The sequence below is a fragment of the Kribbella sp. NPDC003557 genome (assembly GCF_040610805.1).
Lineage (GTDB): Bacteria > Actinomycetota > Actinomycetes > Propionibacteriales > Kribbellaceae > Kribbella.
In genome coordinates, this window is record NZ_JBEXMY010000015.1 from 32,281 (window position 1) to 54,871 (window position 22,591).

The window sequence follows — 22,591 nt, forward strand, 5'->3', positions numbered from 1 at the left end:
AGTACGATCGGTTCATGGACCGGACCAACGCACTCGTCGAGCGGATCTTCCGGAACGCCGGGGCGGCGCTCGAGCTCTACTCCATCTACCTCGGTGAGCGCCTGGGCCTCTACCAGTCGCTCGCCCAGCATGGTCCGGCGACGTCGGTCGAGCTGGCCGAACGGACCGGCACCAGCGAGCGCTACATCCGCGAATGGCTCGAGCATCACGCCGCCAGCGGACTGGTCGAGGTCGACGAGGTCACCGCGGCTCCCACCGAGCGGCGCTACACCCTGCCGGCCGAGCACGTCCCGGTGCTGGCTGACGCGGACGACGTCGACTACCACGGCTACAAGGGCGTCGAGCTCGCCCGGGCGGCCCGCATGCTGCCCGACCTCGTCGAGGCGTACCGCACCGGCGACGCGCCGCCGCACCAACCGTGGGAGCCCGAAGGACGAGCGGAGTTCAACCGGCCGACGTACCTGAACCTGCTCGGCAAGAAGTGGCTGCCCGCCATTCCCGAGATTGATGAGCGGCTGCGCGCCGACCCGCCGGCCCGCGTCGCCGACTTCGCCTGCGGCACCGGCTGGTCGTCGATCGCGATGGCCCAGGCCTATCCGCGCATCACCGTGCACGGTCTCGACCTCGACGAGGACGCGATCGCCGCGGCAACCCGGCACGCACTGGAAGCCGGTCTGAGCGATCGGGTCAGCTACTCGGTCGCGAACGCCTCCGACGGCTCCCAGAGCGGCCGGTTCGACCTGGTCACGATCCTGGAGGCGTTGCACGACATCCCGCGACCCGTCGACGCGCTGCGCAGTGCGCGGCAACTGCTGGCACCGGGCGGTTCGGTTCTGATCCTCGACGAACTGGTCGAGGACGAGTTCACCGCCCCGGCCTCGGAGCTGGAGCGGTACCACTACGGCTGGAGCCTGATGTCGTGCCTCCCGGACGCGATGGGCGATCCGGAGTCGGCCGCGACCGGCGCGGTGATGCGGCCCACGACGCTCCGCCGCTACGCCACCGAGGCAGGGTTCCAGGAGGTCCAGATCCTCCCGTTCCGCACGACGCTGTTCCGCTTCTACCGGCTCATCCCGTGATCGCGTCCGCCTTCGCCTGGAGGTAGCGCTGTTCGGGGAGGCTCGTCGTCCGGCGGGCCGCGGCCAGGTAGTGCTCATGGGCCTTGGCCGGGTCGCCGGCGCGCTCGTACAGGTGGGCGCGGACCGCGTCCAGGCGGTGGGTCTCGGTGATGTTCTTGTCGTCCTCGAGGGTTGCGAGCAGGTCCAGGCCGGCCTGTGGACCCTCGACCTGGGCGAGCGCGATCGCGCGGTTCAGCGTCACCATCGGGTTCGGGGCGAGCTTCTCCAGGACCAGGTACAGCGCGAGGATCTGCCGCCAGTCGGTCTCCTCCGCGCTCGGCGCCTCCGCGTGCACGGCGGCGATCGCGGCCTGCAACTGGTACGGCCCTGCCGCGCCGCGCCGGAGCGTCTCCAGGGTCAGGTCGGCGCCCTCGGTGATCTGGGCGCGGTCCCACAACGACCGGTCCTGCTCGTCGATCGGCACCAGACCGCCGTCGGGCGTCGTCCGCGCGGCCCGGCGCGAGTCGGTCAGCAACATCAACGCCAGCAGGCCCGCGACCTCACCGTCGTCGGGCAGCGCGGCCCGCAGCATCCTGGTCAGGCGGATCGCCTCGGCCGTCAGCTCGACCCGCTGCAACTCCTCGCCGGAACTGGCGGTGTAGCCCTCGTTGAAGATCAGGTACAGCACCTGCAGGACCACCCGTAGCCGCTCGGCGCGCTCGGGCTCCGGTGGCATCGCGAACCGGCTGCCCGCCGCCTTGATGCTCTTCTTCGCCCGGCTGATCCGCGGCGCCATCGTTGCCTCCGGCACCATGAACGCGCGGGCGATCTCCGCCGTCGTGAGGCCGCCGACCGCGCGCAGCGTCAGTGCGACCTGGGAGGCCGGCGTCACCGCCGGGTGGCAGCACAGGAACAACAGGGTCAGCGTATCGTCGGTGTCCGGCGCCTCGTCCACGTCGGCGGCCGGTGCGACGAGCTCCTCCGGCCCGGCCATCGCCGCGACGTTGTCCTCACGCCGGCGCCGCGCGCTCTCGCTGCGGAACGCGTCCGTGAGCCGACGAGTCGCGACGGTGATCAGCCACCCGCGCGGGTTCGCCGGTACGCCGTCCACCGGCCATTGCGTCGCCGCCGCCAGCAGCGCCTCCTGGACAGCGTCCTCACACAGGTCGAACTGCCCGTGCCGCCGCGCCAGGAACCCCAGCACCTGCGGCGCGAGCTCTCTCAACAGCGGCTCCACACTCACCCCGCCGAGCCTACGCGCCGAACAGTCTGCAGCTCGACAGTACGTATACGTCCACTACGCCCGCTCGGCGCCTCGGCTGAGCGTGACCGCCGCCGGGCCGGCCCAACACCTCCTGTCGAGCTGCCGGGTCAGGCGTACGACCAGCCCGACCACGCGTCCGCCCGGATCGTGATGACCGGGCCCTGCGGTGGATCGGCTTCGTACTGCGGGTACTTCGCCGCCAGCAGCTCGATCGCCGCCGCGTGCTCGGGCACAACCCGCCCCACCCCGTCGACGCGGACCCACCACAGGTGCGTCCAGTCCTCGTCGTACTCGTCCACCAGTACGGCGACCCGCTCGTGGGCGGCGATGTTGCGCAGCCGCTTCAGCGCGGTCGTCGACTTCGGTTTCTGGTCGACGGCGACGAACAGGTCGTCGCCGTGCACGACGTACGTCACCGGCACCACGTGCGGCCGCAGGTCCTCGCCGACGGTCGCCAGCCGCCCGACCCGGGCGGCCGCCACCCGGGCCCTGCAGGTCGCCTCGTCGAGTCTCACTTCTGCAGGTGGCGGAGGGCGGCGGCGGGCAGCTTGCGGGTGAGCGGGCCCAGCAGCGAGGCGTCGCGGAGAGCGGTCCGGGCGGCGAGATGGCCGCACGCGCCGTGGACGCCGCCACCGGGGTGGATCGCCGAGCTGCCCAGGTACAGACCGTCGACGAAGGTGCGGGCGCTGCCCAGCCCGATCGTCGGCCGGAAGATCAGCTGCTGCTGGAGCTGCATCGTGCCGCCGCCGACGGCGCCGAGGCCGAGCGAGGTGTTCCCGGACTCCAGGCCCGACGGGCGCTGCAGGTCGCGGGCGATGACCAGGTTGCCGAACCCGGGCGCGAACCGCTCGATCGCGCGCTCCATCCGGCCGGCCAGCTTCTCCGCGGACGCGTCGTCGGCGACGCCGCGCGGCAGGTGCGCGTACGCCCAGACGGCCTCGGTGCCGTCGGGTGACCGGGTCGGATCCGACTTCGTCGTCTGGCCGATCAGCAGGAACGGCTGCGACGGCACCCGCCCGGTGTCCAGGTCGGCGGACAGGTGTACGAGCTCGTCGGCCGTCCCGCCGAGGTGTACGACACCCGCGCACCGCGCTTCGGGCGTCAGCCACGGGATCGGCCCGCTCAGCCGGAAGTTCAGTTTCACCGTCGGGTAGTCCCACTCGAACCGCTCGTCGAGGTCGCGGCGCAGCCCGCCCGGAATGAGTGCCTCAGGCAACAACTCGCGGTACAGCACCGGCGCCGACGTGTCCGCGACCACGGCCCGCTCGACGGCCACGGTCTCACCGGAGGCCGTCCGGACGGCGGTCACCCGGCCTGCCGACACCTCGAGTCCGGAGACCGGCGTACCGCCGACCAGCAGCGCGCCTGCCCGCTCGGCCCGGCGGACCAGCGCGCCGGACAGCGCCGAGGATCCGCCCGCCGCGACCGGGAAGCCGACGTCCTGGGCGAGCATCGCGAGCAGCCAGCCCATGGTTCCGCTGACGGCACCCGACAGCGACGCGTCCGCGTGCAGCGCGTTCCCGGCGATGATCGCCGGGCCGTGCCGCCCGTCGAACAGCTCCTGGCCCATCCGGTGCATGGGCATCGCCATGAACCGGGCGAAGCGCAGCAACTCCCCCGCCGACCCGAGCTGGCGGGCCAGCTTCACGCCGGGGCCGACCGGCGGCCAGGTGGTGAGCAGCGCCTTCAGCAACGGCTCCCGGATGGATACGTACTGCTGATACAGCCGCAACCACGCGTCACCGTCGCCCGGGTGCTCGGCGCCGAGCGACTTCGCGGTGTCCTCCGGGTCCGGGTGGATCGCGGCCGCGGCGCCGTCGGTGTCGAGCAGGTGGACCAGCGGCAGCGGGGCGTTCGCCCACTTGAGGCCGAACTTCTCGAGCTCGAGCGCGCGGATCACCGGTGACGCGACCCCGAGCGGATAGTTCGAACTGAAACGATCGCTGATCCAGCCGCCGTCCTCGGTCGACCGGACGGCACCGCCGAACGTGTCGGCGGCCTCCAGCACCAGCACGTCCCAGCCGGCGTCGGCGAGCGTGATCGCGCTCACCAGCCCGTTCGGCCCCGAACCGATCACCACGGCATCAACACTGCGCGGGAGCATGCTTCGAGCCTAACCGGACTTCGATCGGATCTCTCGTATGAGGGTGCTCACCTCGCGGGCGCGCCCGATCATCGCCGGGTCGACCATCCGGCCGTCCGGCAGCACGATCACGCCGCCGTTCGCGACATCGGCCTTCTCGACGGCCGCCAGCAACTCCTCCGCCGCGGTGACCTGGTCGGGTGCCGGGGTGAACGCCTCGACGATGGTCGCCAGCTGCCGCGGATGGATCGCCGTCCGTCCGACGAATCCGAGCGCCCGCCCTTCGGACGACGTCTCCCGCAGGCCGTCCAGGTCGTGCACGTTGGGGTACACCGACATCATCGGCGCGCCGAGGCCCGCGGCCCGCGACGCCGAGACCAGCCGGCCACGCGCCCAGGTCAGCCCGGCCGGACCGTCCACGCCCAACGCGCTCGACAGGTCCGCCTCGCCGAGCGCGACCGCGACGACGCGCGGGTCGGCGGTGGCGATCTCGAAGGCCCGCTCGACGCCCAGCGGGGACTCGATCAACGCGGTGATCCTTGCCGACGGCACCTTTTCCAGCACCGCGTGCACGTCGGCCGCGCTCTCCACCTTCGGCACCCGCAACCGGACCTGTGGCACGGAACGGATCGCCGCCAGGTCGTCCTCGATCCACGGCGAGTTCAGCGCGTTCACCCGGATCTCGACCGGCCCGTGGGAGTTCGCGGCCACCCACGCGACCGCCCAGCCGCGGGCGTCCGCCTTGTCGGCCACCGGTACGGCGTCCTCCAGGTCGAACACCACCAGATCAGGGCGCGCGGCAACAGCCTTCGCGAACCGGTCCGGCCGGTTGGCCGGTACGTACAGTGCGGTCAGCACCTCAACGCCCCCTCACACCACTCCAGCTGCTCGCAGCGCCGCCAACTGGTCCGGCGTCACGCCGATCTCGGCGAGCACCTCGTCGGTGTTCGCGCCGTGCGGCCGGCCGGCCCACTTGATCTCCCCCGGCGACTCGGACAGCCGGAACAGGACGTTCTGCATCTGCACCGGCCCGTCGAGCTCGTCGTCGTCCACGCTGACGATCGTCCCGAGCGCGGCGTACTGCGGGTCGGTCATGATCCCGCGGATGTCGTGCACCGGCCCGACCGCGGCCTCGGCCTTCTCGAACTCGGCCATCACCTCGTCGAGCGGCCGCTGCGCGATCCACGACCCGACCGCCTCGTCCAGCTCGTCGGCGTGCTGGGCCCGCTCGCGCCCGGTCGCGAACCAGGGCTGCGCGACCAGGTCGGCCCGCCCGACCAGCGTCACCACGCGCTCGGCGATGCTCTGCGAGCTCGTCGACACCGCGACCCACCGGCCGTCACGCGTCCGGTACACGTTCCGCGGGGCGTTGTTGGACGAGCGGTTCCCCAGCCGGGGCTGCACGTACCCGGTCTGCTGGTACGCCGTGATGCCGCCGCCCAGCATCATCAGGATCGGTTCGATGATCGCCATGTCGATCACCTGCCCGGCCCCGGACCGGTCCCGTTCGCGCAGCGCGACCAGCACCGCGTACGCCGTGGCGAGCGCGGTGATCCCGTCCGCGAGACCGAACGGCGGCAGCGTCGGCGGGCCGTCCGGCTCACCGGTGACCGCCGCGAACCCGCTCATCGCCTCGGCCAGCGACCCGAAACCGGGACGCCGCGACCACGGCCCGACCTGCCCGAACGCCGTCACCCGGGCGATCACCAGCCGCGGGTTGGCCGCGAGCAGCACGTCCGGGCCGAGGCCCCAGCGCTCCAGCGTGCCGGGCCGGAAGTTCTCGACCAGGACATCGTTCTGCTTGACCAGGTCGAGGAAGACGTCCCGGCCGCGGGACAGGTCCAGCGTCGCGAGCCGCTTGTTCCGGCCGAGGGTCTTGAACCAGAGCCCGATACCGTCCTTCGAGGCGCCGTGCGTGCGCGCCGCGTCCGGCCGGGACGGGTGCTCGATCTTCGTGACGTCGGCGCCGAAGTCGCCCAGGAAGGTCGCCGCCAGCGGTCCCGCGAACAGCGTCGCCGCCTCCAGCACCTTCACCCCGTCGAGTGGAGCAGGTCTCATCCCGCACACCTGAAGCCGATGGTCTCCGAGCGGTCGAGGCCGCCGCCGGTCAGCACGAGCTTGAAGCTGACGTCCGGCTCCTGCGGCCCGCCGTCGGCGTACCAGTCGGAGCCCTCGGCAACGTAGTGCGAGCCGCCCTTGAGGATGCAGAACCGGCTCCGCCCGTCGCGGTGCTCGCTCTCGGTCAGGTTCCACACCAGCGGCTCGCGCCGGGTGAAGCCCGTGTCCTGCGCGGCGAGCTGCCACTCGTCCTCGCTGGGCAGTCGCCCGCCACGCCAGGCGGCGTACGCCCGCGCGTCCGGCAGGTCGACGTACGTCACCGGCTGGTCCTCGGTCCCGGGGACGGGCGCGCCGTCCACCCAGTGCTGCAGGAACCGGTTCGCGACGAGCGGCCGGTAGCCGGTCGCCGCCAGGAACTCGGCGTACTGCGCGTTCGTGACCTCGCTGACCGCGACGACGCATCCCGGCAGCGACACCTCGCGGGTCACCGTCTGGATGTCGTGCAGGCGAGGCGGCAGCGGCTTCCACTCCTCGACGTACGGCGCGGTGTCGTACAAGCCGGTCTCGCGCCGTCGGTGCCGGACGGTCAGCGTCCGCTCCCCCGCCGGTACGTCGACCGTCGGGCCGATCTCGGCAGGGCCGGACACCGCGGGTACGGCGACCCGCTCGGCCGGCCGCATCGGGAACGCGGACTCGTCGACATGCGCGCGCGGCATCGTGCCGAGGCGCCGCGCGGTGGCCCGGCAGGAGGCGCCGGCGGTCGCACCGACGCGAATGATGCCGGCCACACCACGACCCGGGACGACGAGATGGACGCCGTCGTCGTCCGCGGTGATCGGCACGCCCGTGGTCACGTCGTACCAGTCGCCGACCTGGTCCTCGGAGCGCAGCACGATGCCGTCGAAGTCCTCGTCGTGCCGGTTGACCAGCGTCCAGAACGTGATGTCGGCGAGGTCGAACCGGGAGCCGTAGACGCCGTGGGCGCGGGCCTTGTCCGGGATCTCCGGCGTGAGCTGGATCCAGTCGCCGTTGATCAGCACCGGCGCGAACGCCCGTTGCGCGGCGACCATCCGGCGCAGCGTCGCGCGGTCGCGGGCGTTCCATCCGACCCAGGCCGAGAACACCGACTCCCAGACCAGCATGCCGACGCCGTTCACCCAGGCGGACTGCAGCTCGTCGCTGTGGTCACGATTCCACCGGCGGGTGTGATGCATCATGTGCCGGCGCTCGAACAGGTGCGCCCGCAGGACGCCGGGCGCGTGCGTGTCGGCGAACCACTGCGCCCAGGACAGCGCGTGGTCGCCGATCCTTGCCATCGGCAACCGTGACTCGCCCTCCAGCGCGATCGCCGGGTTCGCCTGCCGGATCGCCCGGGTGAACGCCGGATCGCCCTCCTTCAGCGTGTCCAGGAACACGCCGTCGACCGCGTAGTCGGTGACCAGCGCGGCGAACTCGTCGGCGTCCGACCGGTCCGCGCGGCGGGTGCCGACGTCCCACGGGTTGTAGTCGAAGAACACCTTGAGGCCGAGCCGGTGCAGGTCGTCGATCAGCGCCCGCAGGCCGGGGACGTCGCGGTAGAAGTCGAACTGGTTGCGGTCGTCGATCCCGATCACCGGGTACGCGTGCCAGAGCACGATCGCGTCGTACCCGCCGAACTCGGCGATCCCGTGCTCGACGAACCGCTCCGGCGTGAACCGGCCGGTGTCAACGTTGTAGAGCAGGTCGTCCCAGAGCCAGACCAGCGCCACCGAGTACGCCGTCTGGGTCCACTCGCGACCGGGTTCGTCGTAGTGCGAGCCGTCGTACCGGGTCCGCTCGATGGCACCGAACCGCCACTCGGCCAGCTTGGCGCGCCACCGCGGCAGGTCGGCCGGGTCGTCCGGCGCGCCGAGGATCTTGGCGTCGTCCAGGAAGGACGGGTCGATCGCGAGCCCAAGGTCGACCCTGGCGGGTAGGTCGATGGGCCGCGGTTCGAGCGGATTCACAGGTACACCTCCGCATAACGCGCGTCGATCGCATCCCCGTGCGGCACGGAGGGAATCGCCCCCGCGGCCTGAACACTCAATGAAGCAGCAACGTTAGCGCGTCGGACCGCGTTCGTCAGGTCGCTTGCCGTAGTCGCTGACCCGGAAGCCAAAGTTGCGGCCAGCACCCCGCAGAACGTGTCCCCCGCGGCTGTCGTGTCAACGACCTCGACCGGCACGCCGGGAACCGCGATCTCATCGGCGTCCCTGGTCAGGATCACCGCGCCCTCCCCACCGAGCGTCACGATCGCGGCAGGGACTTTCTTCAGCAGCGCGGACCGGTCCGGCCCGGCGATCGCCTCGGCCTCGGTCTCGTTCACCACCAGCAGGTCGACCTCCGCGAGCAGTTCGTCGGACAGTTCCGCGGCCGGGGCCGCGTTCAGGATGAAGTACGCCGACGCGCCGGCGGCGGACCGCACGGTCGCGAACGGGATCTCCAATTGGGAAAGCACGATTTTCGCTTGCCCGATGGCGGCCACCGCGTCCTCCGACAGGGTCAGCTCGCCGTTCGCACCGGGCGCGACGACGATCGAGTTCTCGCCGCTCTCCTCGACCGTGATGATCGCCGTACCGGTCGGAGCCTTACTGGTCGTCGCCAGCGACAGATCCACGCCGTCGAGCGCGTCCCGCAGCAGCGCACCGCCGTCGTCGTCGCCGAGCGCGACGACCATCGCCGTCCGCGCACCCGCGCGCGCCGACGCCACCGCCTGGTTCGCTCCCTTGCCGCCCGGGCCGCGCGTCATCGCGCCGGCCAGGACCGTCTCCCCCGGTCGTGGAATCCGCTGGACCGGCAGCACCAGGTCCACGTTCGCACTTCCGACCACAACAACATCAGGCACGTCAGGCTCCACCCCGGGCCACCTCCACAGTCCTCCGCGCCAGCTCGTCGATCGCGATCTGGTTCATCCCCGGGAGGCTCGTGGCCACCCGATTGTCCAGTGGTGCGGACCACTCTGCCGGAACCCCGCGCGTCGCGCCAAAAACCGCGCCCACGGTGGCACCGGCCGAGTCGGTGTCCCAGCCGCCCATCACCGCGCGGCCGATCGCCGTGGTGAAGTCCGGCGCGGTCAGCGCGTAGGCGGTGAGCGCGGTGTTGTTCACCGCGTGCACCCAGTGCAGGTCACCGTACTCGGCGTGCAGCGCGTCCAGCGCGTCGTCCAGCTCGGCGTCGGCGAGGCTCAGCCCGAACCGGACCGCGCGGGCGATCGCACCCTGAGCGCCGATCACGTCGAGGCCGGCGACCGCGGCCTTGACCGGGTCGTCGAGCACCAGCGCCGCGGCGGACATCGCGGCCACCCAGAGCGCGCCGTCGACACCGGCGCCGGTGTGACTGAGCCGCGCGTCGACCAGCGCGAGCCGGGCGGCCGCGGTGCGGTCGCCGGGATGTGCCCAGCCGTACGCGTCGGTCCGGATCTGGGCCCCGATCCACTCCCGGAACGGGTTCCCGACGACGGCCGCGCGGGCCGGCTCGACCCCTTCCAGAAGGTTGCGGTAGGCAACACGCTCGGCGGTGAACACGCGTCCGGCCGGCAGGTCGCCGAGCCAGCTCTGCGCGACGTCCTCGGTCGTCATCGCGCGCCCGAAGCGCTCCATCATCACCAGCGCCAGGATCGCGAAGTTGATGTCGTCGTCCTCGGGCATGCCGTCGATGACCTCGCGCAGGCTGTTCACCTTCGACCGCCGGTTCCACGGCCAGCGCTGCTGCACCGCGTCCGGCACGCCGGCCGCGGTGATGTAGCGCGTCAACGGCCACTGACCGGAACTGGCCAGGATCTCCCGGATGCCCTCGCGCGGGATCTTCTCCACCGGCTTGCCGAGCAGGTTCCCGGCCATCCGGCCGAGCCAGGCGTTCAGCGTGCGGGCCTCGAGGTCGACCGGTTCGCCCAGCGACGGCAAGTCCGGGATCACCGGCTCGCGCCACGGCGTGGTCCGCGCGTCGAGCACGTCCAGCAATTCACGGGCGAGTGCCCGCAGCGCGGGTGTCGCGGGCTCGTCGGAGGCACCCGACACGGGCGCGTCCGTCGTACCGCCGGCGGCCAGCCAGCGGGCCTGGACGTCGGTGACGTCAGCGCCTTCCGACCGCGCCTGGACCAGTTGGTGCGGGAGGAGGTCCTCCGGCTGCACCCAGGTCAATCTCATCGACGCTCTTCCTTCCCTCGTTGCGCCAGGCGAAACACGCACCTGGATCGTTCGGTCGGCGCGGCCCGATACTTCCGGCCATGGTCACCCGCCGCAGCTTCTTGACCGGAACCGCCGCCGCGCTCGCTCTTACCGGACACCTCCCCGATCTCGTCGATGCGGTAGGGATATCGCACCGCACCGACAAAAGACCGCTGTTCACGCTCGGCGTCGCCTCCGGCGATCCGCTCCCGGACGCCGTGGTGATCTGGACCCGGCTCGCGCCCGGCCCGCTCGAACCGTTCGGCGGCATGGACGACCGCACGGTCAACGTCGAGTGGGAGGTCGCCGAGGACGCGTCGTTCCGCAGAGTGGTACGGCGCGGTACGGCGCACGCCCGCGCCGAGTACGCGCACACCGTGCATGTCGACGTTCGCGGGCTGCGGCCGTGGCGGCACTACTTCTACCGGTTCCGCGCCGCCGGACAGATCAGCCCGGTCGGTCGGACCCGAACCGCGCCGGCGCCGTCCGACGAGCCGGCCGTCACGCTGGCGGTCGCGTCCTGCCAGGCGTTCTACGACGGCTTCTACACCGCCTACCAGGACGTCGTACGCCGGGAGCACGACGTCGTGCTGTTCCTCGGCGACTACATCTACGAGGTCGGCGTCGGACCGACCGCGGGCGTCCGCAACCAGCCGGTGCCGGCCGACTTCGCCGGCGAGATCTTCACCCTCGACGAGTACCGGGCCCGGTACGCCTTGCACAAGACCGACCCCGACCTGCAGGCCGCGCACGCGGCGGCGCCGTGGATCGTCACGCTCGACGACCACGAGGTCGAGGGCAACTGGGCCGGGTACGTCTCCGAGGACGGCATCCCGCACGACGACTTCCTGGTCCGCCGGGCCAACGGCTTCCGCGCGTACTGGGAACACATGCCGCTGCGGCTCGGCCAGTCCCCCGACGGCCCGTCGATCCGCCTGCACCGCCATCTCCGGTACGGCCGCACCGCCGACCTGAGCATCCTCGACACGCGGCAGTTCCGCGACGACCAGACCAGTACGGGCGGCTGGCTGCCGCCGGACGAGGTGTCGACCGACCCGGCCCGGACGATCACCGGCGACGCGCAGGAAGCCTGGCTCCTCGACACACTCGAACGCTCCACCAGCCGCTGGAACGTCGTCGCCCAGCAGGTCGCGATGGCACAGCTCGACCGCAAGACCGGCCCGGAGCTCGAGCTCCCGATGGACACCTGGAACGGGTACGCCGCCTCGCGCGACCGGGTCTTGTCCGGCGTCCGCGACCGGGGCGTCGGCAACTTCGTCGTACTCACCGGGGACCTGCACCGCAGCGTCGCCTCCGACCTGCGGGTGAACTTCGCGGAGCCGGCCACGCCGGCGATCGGCTCCGAGTTCGTCACCACGTCGATCTCGTCGGGCAAGGACGGCGTCGACACCGACGCCACCGGGCGCGCACTGCTCGCCGAGAACCCGCACGTCAAGTACCAGAACGTCCAGCGCGGCTACCTCAGCTGCCGCCTCGACCGAACCCAGTGGACGTCGGAGTTCCGTGTCGTCGACCGCGTCGTCACTTCCGGCGGTACGGCGTCGACCCGCGCCACTCTGGTCGTCGAGGACGGCCGTCCCGGAACCCATCTCGCCTGAACGGACCAGACCATGCTCCGACGCATCGCCCTCGTCGCCGTCCCACTCACCCTGGTGGTGCCTGCCGTCGCCGTTGCCAGCGGCAACAACCAGGTCGAGATCAGCGCCACGCCACAGCCCGTCGAGGTCGTCCCGCTGCCGTGCTTCCCGGCCGGGAAGCTGACCCTCGGCATGACGAACACCGGCCGCAAACCGACGATCGCCGACATGCGTGTCTCCGGGGACGCCGCGCTCACGCTGTCCCGGCACCAGTTCTCCAGCTACCTGCCGGTCGACCAGCTCGTGAAGGCCCCGCTCGAGATCACGGTCCCGCGCGGCACCGCGCCCGCGACGCACACCGTCGACCTGAGCGTCGGCAAACAGAGCCTGCAGGTGCCGGTGGTGATCAAGCCCGTCCCCGCGCGCGACAACCTGCTGCTCGGCGAGCAGGCCGTCGCCTCCTCGACCAACGGCACCATGCGCCTGTGTGGCGGCGTCGACGGCAACGCCGACTCCGAACAGTGGGGCGCCAGCGGCTGGCACGACAACACCAAGGGCGTCTTCCCCGACACGTACGGCGTCGACTTCGTCCGACCCACCACGGTCGGCCGGATCGTCGTCCAAACCCTCGACTCGGCCAAGTACCCCGCCGCGGTGATGGGCGTCCGCGACTTCGACGTACAACTCCGGGCCAACGGCGAGTGGACAACCGTCCAGCAGTTCCGGGGAAACACCGCGGGCCGTCTCACCGTCACTTTCGGGCCCCGCGCGGTGGACGCCGTCCAACTCGTCATCCACGACTCCAACGATCACGGCTACTCGCGGATCGTGGAGCTGGAGGCGTACGCCGGCTGACATTCAGACCAGCGCGTCCAACGCGGCCGACCGCCGGGCCCACCGCTCGGCGTCGGCCGCACGGATATCCTGGACGACGGACGCCATGACGCGGCCGGGCTCCACCAGATCGGTCTTGCTCGCTTCGGCGATCTTGCCCGCCCAGTCCGCCGGTACGCCGGCCTGGCCCTGCAGTGCACCGGTGATCGCACCCGCCATCGACGCGATCGAGTCCGCGTCGCGCCCGTAGTTCGTGCCGCCGAGCACGGCCCGCCGGACGTCTCCCTCGGCGACCAGCACGAACCCGAGCGCCACCGGAAGCTCCTCGATCGCCTTCGTCCGGCTCGGGCGGCGCGCGTCCATCGACAGCTCGCGGTAGTTCGGGCCGACCGTGTCATAAGGCTCGATCGCCTGACGCAGCACGGGAATCGCCCGCTCCCAGTCCGTGAGCCCGTCAGCGGCCTCGACGACTGCCTCGACGCCCCTCCGAGTGCCGTCCTTGGCCAGCCGCAGGGCCGCGTCGACAGCGGACGCGGCCGTCGCGCCCGGTGTCATCGCGGCGGCGACGGCGGCCGCGAACACGCCGGCCGCCTCCCGCCCGTAACTCGACTGGTGTGCGCCGGCGACGTCGAGCGCCTCGGCGTACGCGCCCTCGGGATCGCCGGCGTTGGCGATCCCGACCGGCGCCATGTACATCGCCGCACCGCAGTTGACGATGTTGCCGACGCCGGCCTCGCGCGGGTCGACGTGCCCGTAGTGCAGGCGGGCGACCAGCCACTTCTCGGCCAGGAACACCCGCTGCAGCAGCAGCGCCTCCGCCTCCAGCTCGGGGACCCAGCGGGTCCCGTTCAGCATCTTCGGCACCAGCGACTCGGCGACCGCGTAGGCGTCCAGATGCGACCGGCGCTCGTCGTACACCTCGACCAGTGCGTGCGTCATCAAGGTGTCGTCGGTGATGTGCCCGTCGCCCTTGTGGTACGGCGCGATCGGGCGGGCGGTCCGCCAGTCGTCGTACCACGGGCCGACGATGCCGGTCACCCAGCCGCCGTGCCGCTCCCGGATCGCCTCCGGCGTCCAGCCCTCGACGGCTCCACCGATCGCGTCACCGACCGCGGACCCGACGAGGACCCCCGTTGCCTTCTCCTCGATCAAGGACATCAGTTGTTGACCTGACCCCATCCGTCGCTCAGTTTCTTGCCCAGCGCCGCCGCGTCGGTCTTGTTCGCCAGGTACTGCTGGAACGCCGGCGTCGCGATCTGGTCCTTCCACTGCGGGTAGTTCTCCACGCTCTGGAACGGCGCCTTGGTCAGCTCGGAGCCACTGGCCAGCATCTGCTGCCAGCCGTTCTTGCCGCCGGTCGCCTTCTGCACCGCGTCCCGGGCCGCCTGGGTGGTCGGGATCAGCCAGTCGCCCTGGCCGACCGCGGCCAGGTTCTCGGCCTTCATGAAGTAGTCGATGAACTTCGCCGACTGCTCGATGTGCTTGCCCTCGGCCGGCACCGACAGGGTCTGCGGGTTCGCGGCCTGCTTCGTGCTGATGCCCTTCAGCGGCGGCAGCACCTCCCACTGGAAGGTCTTCGGCGCCTCCTCGAGGATCTGCTGCGCGACGTAGTTACCGGCCACGACCATCCCGTACTTGCCGGCGTAGAACCCGGGCAGCACGTCCGAACCGCTCTGCGTCAGCGAGGTCGGGTCGATCGACTTGTCGTCGTAGGCCATCGCGTGGATCCGCTTCGGCACCTCGAGCTCGGCGTCGCCGATGGTCGCCTTGGCGTCCTTGCCGGAGCCGTCGAAGTACTTCGCGTCGAAGTTCAGCCCGAGGTTCAGCATCGTCGCGGTCGGGCTCTTCAGGCCCCAGCCGAGACCGAACTTGCCGCCCGCGGTCAGCTTCTTGGCGTCGGCGGCGAAGTCGTCCCAGCTCAGCGAGTCACCGGTCGCGGTGATCCCGGCCTGCTTGAGCAGGCCTGAGTTCGCGAACACGACGTACGACTGCAGCAGCGTCGGCGCGGCGTAGATCTTGCCGTCCTTCGAGACCGTGTCCCAGACGCCCTGGCTGACGGAGTCCTTGGTGTCCTGGCTCAGGTACGGCGAAAGGTCCGCGAGGTAACCCTGGTTGACGAAACCGGTGATGTCGGCGGACTCGTCGTGGATGATGTCCGGCGCGGTCCCGCCCTGGAACTGGGTGACCAGCTGGTCGTGGACGGAGTCCCAGCTGCCCTGGACGTACTCGACCTGGATGTTCGGGTTCGCGGCGTTCCAGTCCGCGACGATCTTCTTGGTCGCGGCCACGGTCGTCTTCTGGAAGGCGAGACTCTGGAACTTCAGCGTCACCTTCTCGTTCGACGACCCCGAACCGCTGTCGTCGCTGTTGCCCCCGCACGCGGCGAGCGTCACCAGCGCTCCCGCCGCGAGCAACGCGGTCAGTACCTTCTTCATTACCTCTCCTAACCTTTGACTGCGCCGCTGAGCAGGCCGGAGGTCAACCTCCGCTGCAAGAAGGCGAAGAACACGAGACTGGGGACGGTGGCCAGCACGGAGGCGGCAGCGAGCGGGCCGAACTGCACCTGGCCCTCGGCCCCGACGAAGCGGGCGAGCACCAGCGGAAGGGTCTTGAGTTGCGGGTCCTGCAACAGGACCAGGGCGAAGAAGAACTCGTTCCACGCCGAGATGAAGGTGAACATCGCGGTCGCGATCAGGCCCGGCCGGAGCAGCGGCATCACGATCGAGACGATCGTCCGGACCCGGCCGGCGCCGTCGACGGAGGCGGCCTCCTCCAGCTCGCGCGGCACCGCGGCGACGTACCCCTGCAGCATCCACAGCGCGAACGGCAGCGACCAGACCATGTACACGATCACCACGCCGGGGATCGTGTTCGTCAGGTGCAGCGGACGCAGGATCATGAACAGCGGGATCACGATCAGGATCACCGGGAACACCTGGCTGACCAGGATCCAGCCGTTCGTCAGCGGGCGCAGCCGGCTGCGGAACCGGGCCAGCGCGTACGACACCGGGAGCGCGACGATCAGCACCAGGATCGTGCTGTAGATCGAGATCTGCAGGCTGTTGCCGAGACCGCGGACCAGGCCCTGCTCGTTCAGCGCGTCGCTGTAGTTGGACAGGTCGAAGTGCTTCGGCAGCAGGCTCGGCGTGATACTGGCGAACTCCTGCGGCGACTTCAGCGAGCTGGAGATCAGCCAGAGCAGCGGGAAGCCGAGGAAGACCAGGTAGCAGACGACGGCGAGGTACTGCAGGAAGCGGGTCGCGGGACGCGTTCTCATGCCTCGCTCCTCAGCCGGTTCCGCAGGTAGAAGAAGAGGAACGCGATGATGATGACCACCATCACGTCACCCATCGCCGCGGCCATCCCGAAGTTGCCGTAGCGGAACGCCTCGTTGTACGCGAACAGCATCGGCAGCATCGTCTTGCCGCCCGGGCCGCCGGCGGTCAGGACGTACACCAGGCCGAACGAGTTGAAGTTCCAGATCATGTCCAGGCTGGTGATCGCGACGATCACGGTCCGCAGCTGCGGCAGGGTGATGTTCCAGAACTGGCTCCAGGCGCCGGCGCCGTCCACCGCGGCCGCTTCGTACAAGGTGCGGTCGATGCCCTGCAGGCCGGCCAGCAGGGTGATCGTGGTCATCGGCATGCCGACCCAGATGCCGACCACGATCACGGCGGGGAGCGCCGTGTTGAAGTCGCCGAGGAAGTTGATCGGGTGGTCCGTGAGGTGCAACTTCTGCAGGATCTCGTTGACCGGGCCGTTGGTCGGGTGCAGCAGCAGCCGCCACATGATCGCGACCACCACCGGGGGCATCGCCCACGGGATCAGCGCGAGGGTGCGGGCGACGCCGCGGAACTTCAGGTTCGTGTTCAGCAGCAGGGCGAGGCCGAGCGCGGCGACGAACTGCAGGATCGTGACCGACAGGGTCCAGATCACGCCGATCCGGAACGAGTCCCAGAACAGGTTGTTGTGCAGGAGCTTGCCGAAGTTCTCGAAGCCGACGAAGTTCGTCTCGACCCGCAGGCCGGCGCGCGCGTCGGTGAAGCCGAGCGCGATACCGCGGATCAACGGGTAGACGCTGAGGATCAGCACCGGCAGCAGGGCCGGCAGGAAGAGCAGGATCGCCTCCCGATTCGCCTTCGGCTTCCCCGCCTTCTTCTTCACCGGCGGGGGCGCCGTCAACGTTGCCGTCACGGGGTGGACCTCCTGATGCTGAGGGACGGCTGGACCACGATCCGCCGCGGAGCCCGGTCGTTGTCCTCGATCCTTGCCAGCAGCAACTCGGCCGCCCGCCGCCCGCGCTCGGCCGACCCCAGGTTCACACTCGTCAACGGCGGAAAACTCTGCTCGGCCAGCTCGCTGTCGTCCATCCCCACCACCGCAACGTCCTCCGGCACCGTCAGTCCGGCCGCGGCCAACTCGTGCATCAATCCCACGGCCAGCAAGTCGTTCGCACAGATGACGGCGTCGAACCCACGGGTGGACAAGAGCGCGGGGGCTGCAGCGCGTCCTGCGGTGAAGGTGAAGTCGTTTGCTTCGGTGACGGCGACGGGCTTGAGGTTGTGGGCCTTCAGGGCCTCGGCGAAACCCTTGGCGCGAGCTGCGCCGGGGACGGTGTCGGCGGGGCCGTTCAGGAAGGCGATGCGCTTTCGGCCGCAGGACGCCAGGTGGTCGACGGCGAGCAGCATGCCCTTGGGCGAGTTGGCGCGCACGGTGTCGACACCGGCCTTCGCCGGGACGTTACCGGCGACGACGACCGGGACCTCGCATTCACGGATCGACTTGACCAGGTCCTCGTCGACCCGCAGCGGGCTGATCAGCAGACCGTCGGCGTACCCACGCGCCATCCCCCGAACCAGCGCGACCTCGTCCACCACGTCCGGCCCCGTCGTCGTCACCACGAGCCGGTAACCGGCCGCGGCCACGACCTCCTCGACCGCGCGCATCATCGTCACGTACACCGGGTTACCGACGTCCGCGACCGCCAGCGTCAACTGGAACGTCCGCCCGACCTTCAGCGACCGGGCCCGCGCGTCAGGCACGTACCCGAGCTCGGACACCGCCCGCTGCACCCGCTCGACCATCTCCTCGGTGGCCGGCAACCCGTTCAGCACGCGCGACACCGACGCCACCGAGACCCCGGCCGCCCGGGCCACCCCAGCGATCGTCGGACGACTCACGCCGACCTCCTGTAATCGTTCTTGTAATCGTTTACAGATCAGACCATAGGTCGCCGTGGTCCTCCGGTCAACTCCGTCCGCGAGAACTGCGAGAACTGCGAGAACTGCGAGAAGTGAAAGCAAAGACCCTGACGGCTGCCTGCACAGCAGCCGTCAGGGCCCGGGTAGGACCTACGCTCGGTAGAACAGCCAGGCGTCGGCCATGCGCTGGGCCTGGCCGGGCGTGAACTGGGTGTAGCAGGAGTCGTAGGAGTAGTCCATGTAGTTGTGGATCGGGTCGAGGCCTGGTGCCTTGCAGGTGTCCTTGCCGGCCGGGCAGCCGCTGGTCGGGGTCTTCTCGGCCGGGGTGTCGTCGACGAAGTCGCCCTTCGCGTTGCAGCCGCCGTAGAACGTGTGCTCGAGGTTCAGCCAGTGGCCGACCTCGTGTGTCGTGGTCTCGCCCTGGTCGTAGCGGCCCGCGTACGTGGTCGACGTGCCCAGGAAGGACTCCCAGTCGATGACGACGCCGTCGAGGTACGCCTGGCCGGGCTTCGTGACGATGTCCGGCAGGTACGCCCACCCGAGCAGGCCCGCGCCCGCGGTGGTCGAGTAGAGGTTGAGGTCGCCGGGACCGCCGGTGTGCAGGGCGTGCTTCATGTCGTGCTCGGGCAGACCGCCCGCGCCCGCGTAGAACCAGGTCGCGTTGTCGGTCCGCGTCACGCCCGCCAGGGTGAACCTGAACCCGGTCCTGGCACCGCCTTCGCCGCCCGCGTAGGTGTTGTTGAGGACGGCGATCTGCGCCTGGATCTGCGCCGTCGTCAGCGCGCCGATCGAGCCGTCCGTGACCACATGGAAGTACACCGGAACGGTCGCCCTGAAGCCCGCCTTCGCCTTGTTCTTCGCGGCGGCCGGCAGATCCTGCGCGACCTGTCCGAGATCCGGTTCACGCCCACCGCGCGCCTGGACGACGCTGTCCTCCGAGACGCAGGCGTCGCCGCCCGGCAGGCCCGTGGCCTGACTCTGTGCCCCACTCAGTCCAGCACCGACCAACGCTGCGATCGCCGCGATCCGAGCTGCCCTGTTCAACTTCATGACCGCCCCCTGCCAGAGTCCGTCCCCCAGGCAGTTCGACTCTAAGCACGGCGACCGGACGGGCGGAAGGGCTTACTCGTCGTCCTCTTCGGCGCCCGGGCGCTCGGCCCACGGGGTCTCCTTGGCGGGGCGGACGACGATGAGCTTGTCGCCGGCGGCCAGGACCGAAACGTTCGAGTCGTAGTACCGGTGCACCTTGCCGTCGCGGACCACCGAGACGACCCGGTCCGGTACGGCGGACGGCGGCTTGCCGACCTCGCGCCCGAGGACCGGGCGTTCGGCGACCTCGAGACCCTCGCCGTAGGTGAGCAGGTCCTCCATCACCTCGCCGAGGTTCGGGCTGACCGCGGACAGGCCGAGCAGCCGGCCGACCGCTTCCGAGGAGGTGACGACGGCGTCCGCGCCGCTCTGCCGCAGCAGCGGCACGTTGTCCTCCTCGCGGACCGCGACCACGACGTGCGCGTTCGGGTTCAGCTGGCGCACCGCGAGCGTGACCAGGACGGCCGAGTCGTCCCGGTCGGTGGTCACGATCACCTCGCGCGCCGTCATCACCTCGGCGCGGCGCAGCACCGTCCGGTTCGTCGCGTCGCCGTGGAACGCGGCCATCTGGTCGTTGCCCGCGTCACCGATCGCCTGCGCGCGCGGGTCGATCACGACGATCTCGTCGCGCTTCACGCCGTTGCTGATCAGGGTCTGCACCGCGGCCCGGCCCTTGGTGCCGTAGCCGACGACGATGGTGTGGTCCTTCATCCGTTTCCTCCAGCGCGTGTCGCGCATGATCCGGCGACCCTCGTTGGCCAGCACTTCCAGTGTCGTACCGACCAGCACCACCAGGAACGAGATCCGCAGCGGCGTCACGATGAAGGCGTTCACCAGCCGGGCGGTCGGCGTCACCGGCGTGATGTCGCCGTACCCGGTCGTGGTGAGCGTAACGGTTGCGTAGTAGATCGCGTCGATCAGACCGACGTTGCCGTCGTAGCTGTCCTTGTACCCGTCACGGTCGACCACCACGATCAGCACCATCACGGTCAGCAGTCCCAGCGCGACCAGAAATCGGCTGAAGAGCTGAAAGAGCGGCGAGCGCGTGCTCGCGGGCAGGTTGACCAGCAGACCGTGGGGGTTCCGACCGGTGGGAAGGGGTGGCACGCGTCTGACGATATTGCACCGGCGGTCGATCCACCGCATGTGACAGGCTCTGGTCGGACAGTGCGACACTCACCATCAGACTGTCGCCGTCCCGAACCACCCGCGATCGCATCCGCAACCGCTCGAGGGTGCGGAGCATCGCGTGGTTCTCCGGCTGCACCATGCACACGACGCGATCGGCGCCGAGGAGCCGCGCCTCGTCCACCACCTGGCGCAGCAGCCGCAGCCCGAGGCCCTGGCCCTGCCAGCCGTCCTCGACCAGCACGGCGATCTCCATCGTCGTGCTGCCCAGCTCCTCCCACGGCGCGGCCGTCGCCATCCCGATCACGGCGTCGTCGACGCACGCGACGACCGAGACCCCGCCGGCGGGCGCCGACAGGTGCCGCGCGGTCCGGGCGGTGAGCTTCGGCATCGGCACGTGGTAGCGCCGGGTGCGGCTCTCGTACGAGCACCGGTCGTGCATCGCGACCACGGCCTCGGCGTCGTCGACGGTCGCGAGCCGAAGGTCGGGTACGCCGCTCCCGGGCCGGGGCCCCGCCGGCGTCTCGAACCGGTCGGCCAGCCGCCCGGCGATCTCGACCAGCACGTCCGCGCGGGCCCACTCGGCCGGCGTGTACTCGTCGAACCCCTGCAGGTTGCCCAGCTCGTCGTCGACCGACACCGGGTCGTCGATCAATCGCAGGACGGCGCGCAGGTACCGGGTCGGGGCGTCGCTCAGGACGTCGGCCTGGCACGGGCGGACCGTCGTACGGACGCAGCCTGCCTCGGCCGCGAGCGCGGTCAGGTCGTCGGCGGTCCAGCCGACGCCGGTGGAGACCACCAGTTCGTCGACCGCGCCGGTCTCGGCGGTGAAGACCTCGAGGCTGAGAATGTTGATGTCGTCCGCACCACACCGTGCAGCGAGTTCGGCCAGGGCACCGGGCCGGTCGGCGAGTTCGGTCCTGATCTTCCAGAGCATGCGGACGCCCTCCCTCGTGGAAACGTCCTTCCACTCTGCGTCCGGCCTGTTGCCCGGCCGGGTCCGGGATGTTACGCGCGCGTCAACGTTTGCGGCGGACCTTCGGCAGGAACTGCGCCTTACGGGCGGCCGGCACCGCGGCCGGCTCGCGGTTGTCCAGGTCCGCGTGCCGCAACAGCTCGGGATAGCTGCTCTGCGGGACGGCGGGGTACGTCGTCACGATCGCGTCGCCGGAGAACACGAAGAAGATGGCCTGCCCGTCCTTGATCACCTTCAGCAAGGAGCCCTCGCGCACGGTGAGAGCGTGCTCCGCCGCCTTGCGACGCGCGGACCGCTTCGCCCAGGCGGCCTGGAGGGCCTGCTGCGCGGGCTCGCGTCCGTGCCGGACCGCCTCGACGACGAGCGGGCCGTACCGCACGCCGTACTTGACCAAGTTCTTGGCGAGCTTCCCGTTCGCCTTCCCCGCGCCTGCCATGTGTCGAGCGTACTGACTGCGCCGGGTCGGCATGCGGCACCGCACGGCGTCAGGCACCATGGAGGCCGTGAGCACCCCCAACCCGCGTCGGCCGGTGATGCCCGGCAACAAGCTGTTCGAGTCGCTGCCCGGTGCCGCCGATCCGGCGACCGTCACCGAGGCCGCGCACCGGACGGCCGAGCTGCTGGTCCGCGGGGTGCGCAAGTCCGAGGACACCGAGGTGCACGCGCGGGTGGTCAAGCTCGCCGACGAGTACGGTCTCGACGAGCTGGCCGAGCTGTGGTCGGACTCCCCCGCCGACTCGCTGCCCGGGGCGCTCTGGAGGCTGTACGTGCTGCGCTCCTGGGTGCATACGAACGCCGAGGCGGTCTCCCGCGAGTTCGCCACCGGCCGCAAGTACGCCGAGGTGCACGCCGTCGTCGCGGGTGTCGCCGAGCCGCCCGGGCCGGCCGAGGTGCGGGACATGGTGGACGCCGTACTGCGCGGCGTCGCTACCGGTGACTTCGCGACCACGCTGGATCGCGCGGCCGCGTTCGCGCGGATCGTGGCGACCGGACGCGCCCACCTCGCCGACGACGGCCACGACCAGGTCCTGTCCGCGTCGAAACTGGTCGAGACCGCTGACCAGCTGCAGACCGCGGCCCGCGCCGAACGCGCCGGGAATCTCTGGTAGTTGCATGCG

Annotated in this window: 21 protein-coding genes; 4 read left to right on the forward strand and 17 right to left on the reverse strand. The window is 70.6% G+C overall.

Annotated features, from left to right (window positions below):
- Positions 1-14 precede the first annotated feature (14 nt).
- Positions 15-1,079 carry a methyltransferase domain-containing protein gene (locus ABZW60_RS40000; RefSeq protein WP_355485886.1) on the forward strand — a complete coding sequence of 355 codons (1,065 nt, stop codon included), beginning with the start codon at positions 15-17 and terminating at the stop codon, positions 1,077-1,079.
- Here ABZW60_RS40000 and ABZW60_RS40005 read toward each other — a convergent pair.
- The 8 genes from ABZW60_RS40005 to ABZW60_RS40040 form a co-directional block, all read right to left on the reverse strand.
- Positions 1,069-2,301 (reverse strand): sigma-70 family RNA polymerase sigma factor, encoded by a 1,233-nt coding sequence (locus tag ABZW60_RS40005; protein WP_355485887.1) that lies wholly within the window; start codon positions 2,299-2,301, stop codon positions 1,069-1,071. The two genes, ABZW60_RS40000 and ABZW60_RS40005, sit on opposite strands and share 11 nt — an antisense overlap.
- 128 nt (positions 2,302-2,429) lie before the next feature.
- Positions 2,430-2,837: a TIGR03668 family PPOX class F420-dependent oxidoreductase gene (locus ABZW60_RS40010; RefSeq protein ID WP_355485888.1), complete on the reverse strand. Its 408-nt coding sequence runs from the start codon at positions 2,835-2,837 to the stop codon at positions 2,430-2,432.
- Complete coding sequence (locus ABZW60_RS40015) at positions 2,834-4,426, reverse strand: NAD(P)/FAD-dependent oxidoreductase (protein ID WP_355485889.1); 1,593 nt, start codon at positions 4,424-4,426, stop codon at positions 2,834-2,836. The genes ABZW60_RS40010 and ABZW60_RS40015 overlap by 4 nt, the downstream gene beginning before the upstream one ends.
- 9 nt (positions 4,427-4,435) lie before the next feature.
- A complete protein-coding gene (locus ABZW60_RS40020) occupies positions 4,436-5,263 on the reverse strand; it encodes a CoA ester lyase (RefSeq protein WP_355485890.1) in 828 nt (275 codons plus the stop codon).
- Positions 5,264-5,275: 12 nt separating this feature from the next.
- Positions 5,276-6,463: a CoA transferase gene (locus tag ABZW60_RS40025; protein WP_355485891.1), complete on the reverse strand. Its 1,188-nt coding sequence runs from the start codon at positions 6,461-6,463 to the stop codon at positions 5,276-5,278.
- Positions 6,460-8,448 carry an SUMF1/EgtB/PvdO family nonheme iron enzyme gene (locus tag ABZW60_RS40030; RefSeq protein ID WP_355485892.1) on the reverse strand — a complete coding sequence of 663 codons (1,989 nt, stop codon included), beginning with the start codon at positions 8,446-8,448 and terminating at the stop codon, positions 6,460-6,462. Before ABZW60_RS40030 ends, ABZW60_RS40025 begins: the two co-directional genes overlap by 4 nt.
- Positions 8,445-9,326, reverse strand: a complete 882-nt coding sequence (locus ABZW60_RS40035) for a ribokinase (RefSeq protein WP_355485893.1) — start codon at positions 9,324-9,326, stop codon at positions 8,445-8,447. The genes ABZW60_RS40030 and ABZW60_RS40035 overlap by 4 nt, the downstream gene beginning before the upstream one ends.
- A gap of 1 nt (position 9,327) precedes the next feature.
- Positions 9,328-10,626: an ADP-ribosylglycohydrolase family protein gene (locus tag ABZW60_RS40040; protein ID WP_355485894.1), complete on the reverse strand. Its 1,299-nt coding sequence runs from the start codon at positions 10,624-10,626 to the stop codon at positions 9,328-9,330.
- A gap of 80 nt (positions 10,627-10,706) precedes the next feature.
- Between ABZW60_RS40040 and ABZW60_RS40045 the strand changes: the two genes are divergently transcribed.
- Both ABZW60_RS40045 and ABZW60_RS40050 read left to right on the forward strand, forming a co-directional pair.
- On the forward strand, positions 10,707-12,266 hold the full coding sequence (locus ABZW60_RS40045; protein ID WP_355485895.1) for an alkaline phosphatase D family protein: 1,560 nt from the start codon (positions 10,707-10,709) through the stop codon (positions 12,264-12,266).
- A gap of 12 nt (positions 12,267-12,278) precedes the next feature.
- A complete protein-coding gene (locus ABZW60_RS40050; RefSeq protein WP_355485896.1) occupies positions 12,279-13,100 on the forward strand; it encodes a hypothetical protein in 822 nt (273 codons plus the stop codon).
- 3 nt (positions 13,101-13,103) lie between these two features.
- On the opposite strand, the gene ABZW60_RS40055 is transcribed toward ABZW60_RS40050, so the two are convergent.
- The 9 genes from ABZW60_RS40055 to ABZW60_RS40095 all read right to left on the reverse strand — a co-directional run bounded on the left by ABZW60_RS40055 (position 13,104) and on the right by ABZW60_RS40095 (position 21,909).
- Positions 13,104-14,237 (reverse strand): ADP-ribosylglycohydrolase family protein, encoded by a 1,134-nt coding sequence (locus tag ABZW60_RS40055; protein ID WP_355485897.1) that lies wholly within the window; start codon positions 14,235-14,237, stop codon positions 13,104-13,106.
- Positions 14,237-15,514, reverse strand: coding sequence for a sugar ABC transporter substrate-binding protein (locus ABZW60_RS40060; RefSeq protein WP_355485898.1), 1,278 nt, complete (start codon positions 15,512-15,514; stop codon positions 14,237-14,239). Before ABZW60_RS40060 ends, ABZW60_RS40055 begins: the two co-directional genes overlap by 1 nt.
- A gap of 8 nt (positions 15,515-15,522) precedes the next feature.
- The gene (locus ABZW60_RS40065; protein WP_355485899.1) at positions 15,523-16,356 is read right to left on the reverse strand and encodes a carbohydrate ABC transporter permease; all 834 of its coding nucleotides are present in this window, start codon (positions 16,354-16,356) and stop codon (positions 15,523-15,525) included.
- A complete protein-coding gene (locus ABZW60_RS40070) occupies positions 16,353-17,273 on the reverse strand; it encodes a sugar ABC transporter permease (RefSeq protein WP_355485900.1) in 921 nt (306 codons plus the stop codon). Before ABZW60_RS40070 ends, ABZW60_RS40065 begins: the two co-directional genes overlap by 4 nt.
- Complete coding sequence (locus ABZW60_RS40075; protein WP_355485901.1) at positions 17,270-18,259, reverse strand: LacI family DNA-binding transcriptional regulator; 990 nt, start codon at positions 18,257-18,259, stop codon at positions 17,270-17,272. Before ABZW60_RS40075 ends, ABZW60_RS40070 begins: the two co-directional genes overlap by 4 nt.
- Positions 18,260-18,430: 171 nt before the next feature.
- The gene (locus ABZW60_RS40080; protein WP_355485902.1) at positions 18,431-19,330 is read right to left on the reverse strand and encodes a zinc metalloprotease; all 900 of its coding nucleotides are present in this window, start codon (positions 19,328-19,330) and stop codon (positions 18,431-18,433) included.
- 72 nt (positions 19,331-19,402) lie between these two features.
- On the reverse strand, positions 19,403-20,353 hold the full coding sequence (locus tag ABZW60_RS40085; RefSeq protein WP_355485957.1) for a potassium channel family protein: 951 nt from the start codon (positions 20,351-20,353) through the stop codon (positions 19,403-19,405).
- Complete coding sequence (locus ABZW60_RS40090; protein WP_355485903.1) at positions 20,325-21,434, reverse strand: GNAT family N-acetyltransferase; 1,110 nt, start codon at positions 21,432-21,434, stop codon at positions 20,325-20,327. The genes ABZW60_RS40085 and ABZW60_RS40090 overlap by 29 nt, the downstream gene beginning before the upstream one ends.
- An 82-nt stretch (positions 21,435-21,516) precedes the next feature.
- Positions 21,517-21,909 (reverse strand): hypothetical protein, encoded by a 393-nt coding sequence (locus ABZW60_RS40095; protein ID WP_355485904.1) that lies wholly within the window; start codon positions 21,907-21,909, stop codon positions 21,517-21,519.
- A gap of 58 nt (positions 21,910-21,967) precedes the next feature.
- Between ABZW60_RS40095 and ABZW60_RS40100 the strand changes: the two genes are divergently transcribed.
- On the forward strand, positions 21,968-22,582 hold the full coding sequence (locus ABZW60_RS40100; RefSeq protein ID WP_355485905.1) for a hypothetical protein: 615 nt from the start codon (positions 21,968-21,970) through the stop codon (positions 22,580-22,582).
- The last annotated feature ends 9 nt before the right edge of the window (positions 22,583-22,591 follow it).

Excerpts from the sequence above, each read along its gene's own strand:
- ABZW60_RS40000 (WP_355485886.1), top strand. The coding sequence starts at position 15 with ATGGACCGGACCAACGCACTCGTCGAGCGGATCTTCCGGAACGCCGGG.
- ABZW60_RS40015 (WP_355485889.1), bottom strand. The coding sequence starts at position 4,426 with ATGCTCCCGCGCAGTGTTGATGCCGTGGTGATCGGTTCGGGGCCGAAC.
- ABZW60_RS40025 (WP_355485891.1), bottom strand. The coding sequence starts at position 6,463 with ATGAGACCTGCTCCACTCGACGGGGTGAAGGTGCTGGAGGCGGCGACG.
- ABZW60_RS40040 (WP_355485894.1), bottom strand. The coding sequence starts at position 10,626 with ATGAGATTGACCTGGGTGCAGCCGGAGGACCTCCTCCCGCACCAACTG.
- ABZW60_RS40045 (WP_355485895.1), top strand. The coding sequence starts at position 10,707 with ATGGTCACCCGCCGCAGCTTCTTGACCGGAACCGCCGCCGCGCTCGCT.
- ABZW60_RS40050 (WP_355485896.1), top strand. The coding sequence starts at position 12,279 with ATGCTCCGACGCATCGCCCTCGTCGCCGTCCCACTCACCCTGGTGGTG.
- ABZW60_RS40055 (WP_355485897.1), bottom strand. The coding sequence starts at position 14,237 with ATGTCCTTGATCGAGGAGAAGGCAACGGGGGTCCTCGTCGGGTCCGCG.
- ABZW60_RS40060 (WP_355485898.1), bottom strand. The coding sequence starts at position 15,514 with ATGAAGAAGGTACTGACCGCGTTGCTCGCGGCGGGAGCGCTGGTGACG.
- ABZW60_RS40065 (WP_355485899.1), bottom strand. The coding sequence starts at position 16,356 with ATGAGAACGCGTCCCGCGACCCGCTTCCTGCAGTACCTCGCCGTCGTC.
- ABZW60_RS40080 (WP_355485902.1), bottom strand. The coding sequence starts at position 19,330 with ATGAAGTTGAACAGGGCAGCTCGGATCGCGGCGATCGCAGCGTTGGTC.
- ABZW60_RS40085 (WP_355485957.1), bottom strand. The coding sequence starts at position 20,353 with ATGGTGCTGATCGTGGTGGTCGACCGTGACGGGTACAAGGACAGCTAC.
- ABZW60_RS40090 (WP_355485903.1), bottom strand. The coding sequence starts at position 21,434 with ATGCTCTGGAAGATCAGGACCGAACTCGCCGACCGGCCCGGTGCCCTG.
- ABZW60_RS40095 (WP_355485904.1), bottom strand. The coding sequence starts at position 21,909 with ATGGCAGGCGCGGGGAAGGCGAACGGGAAGCTCGCCAAGAACTTGGTC.
- ABZW60_RS40100 (WP_355485905.1), top strand. The coding sequence starts at position 21,968 with ATGGAGGCCGTGAGCACCCCCAACCCGCGTCGGCCGGTGATGCCCGGC.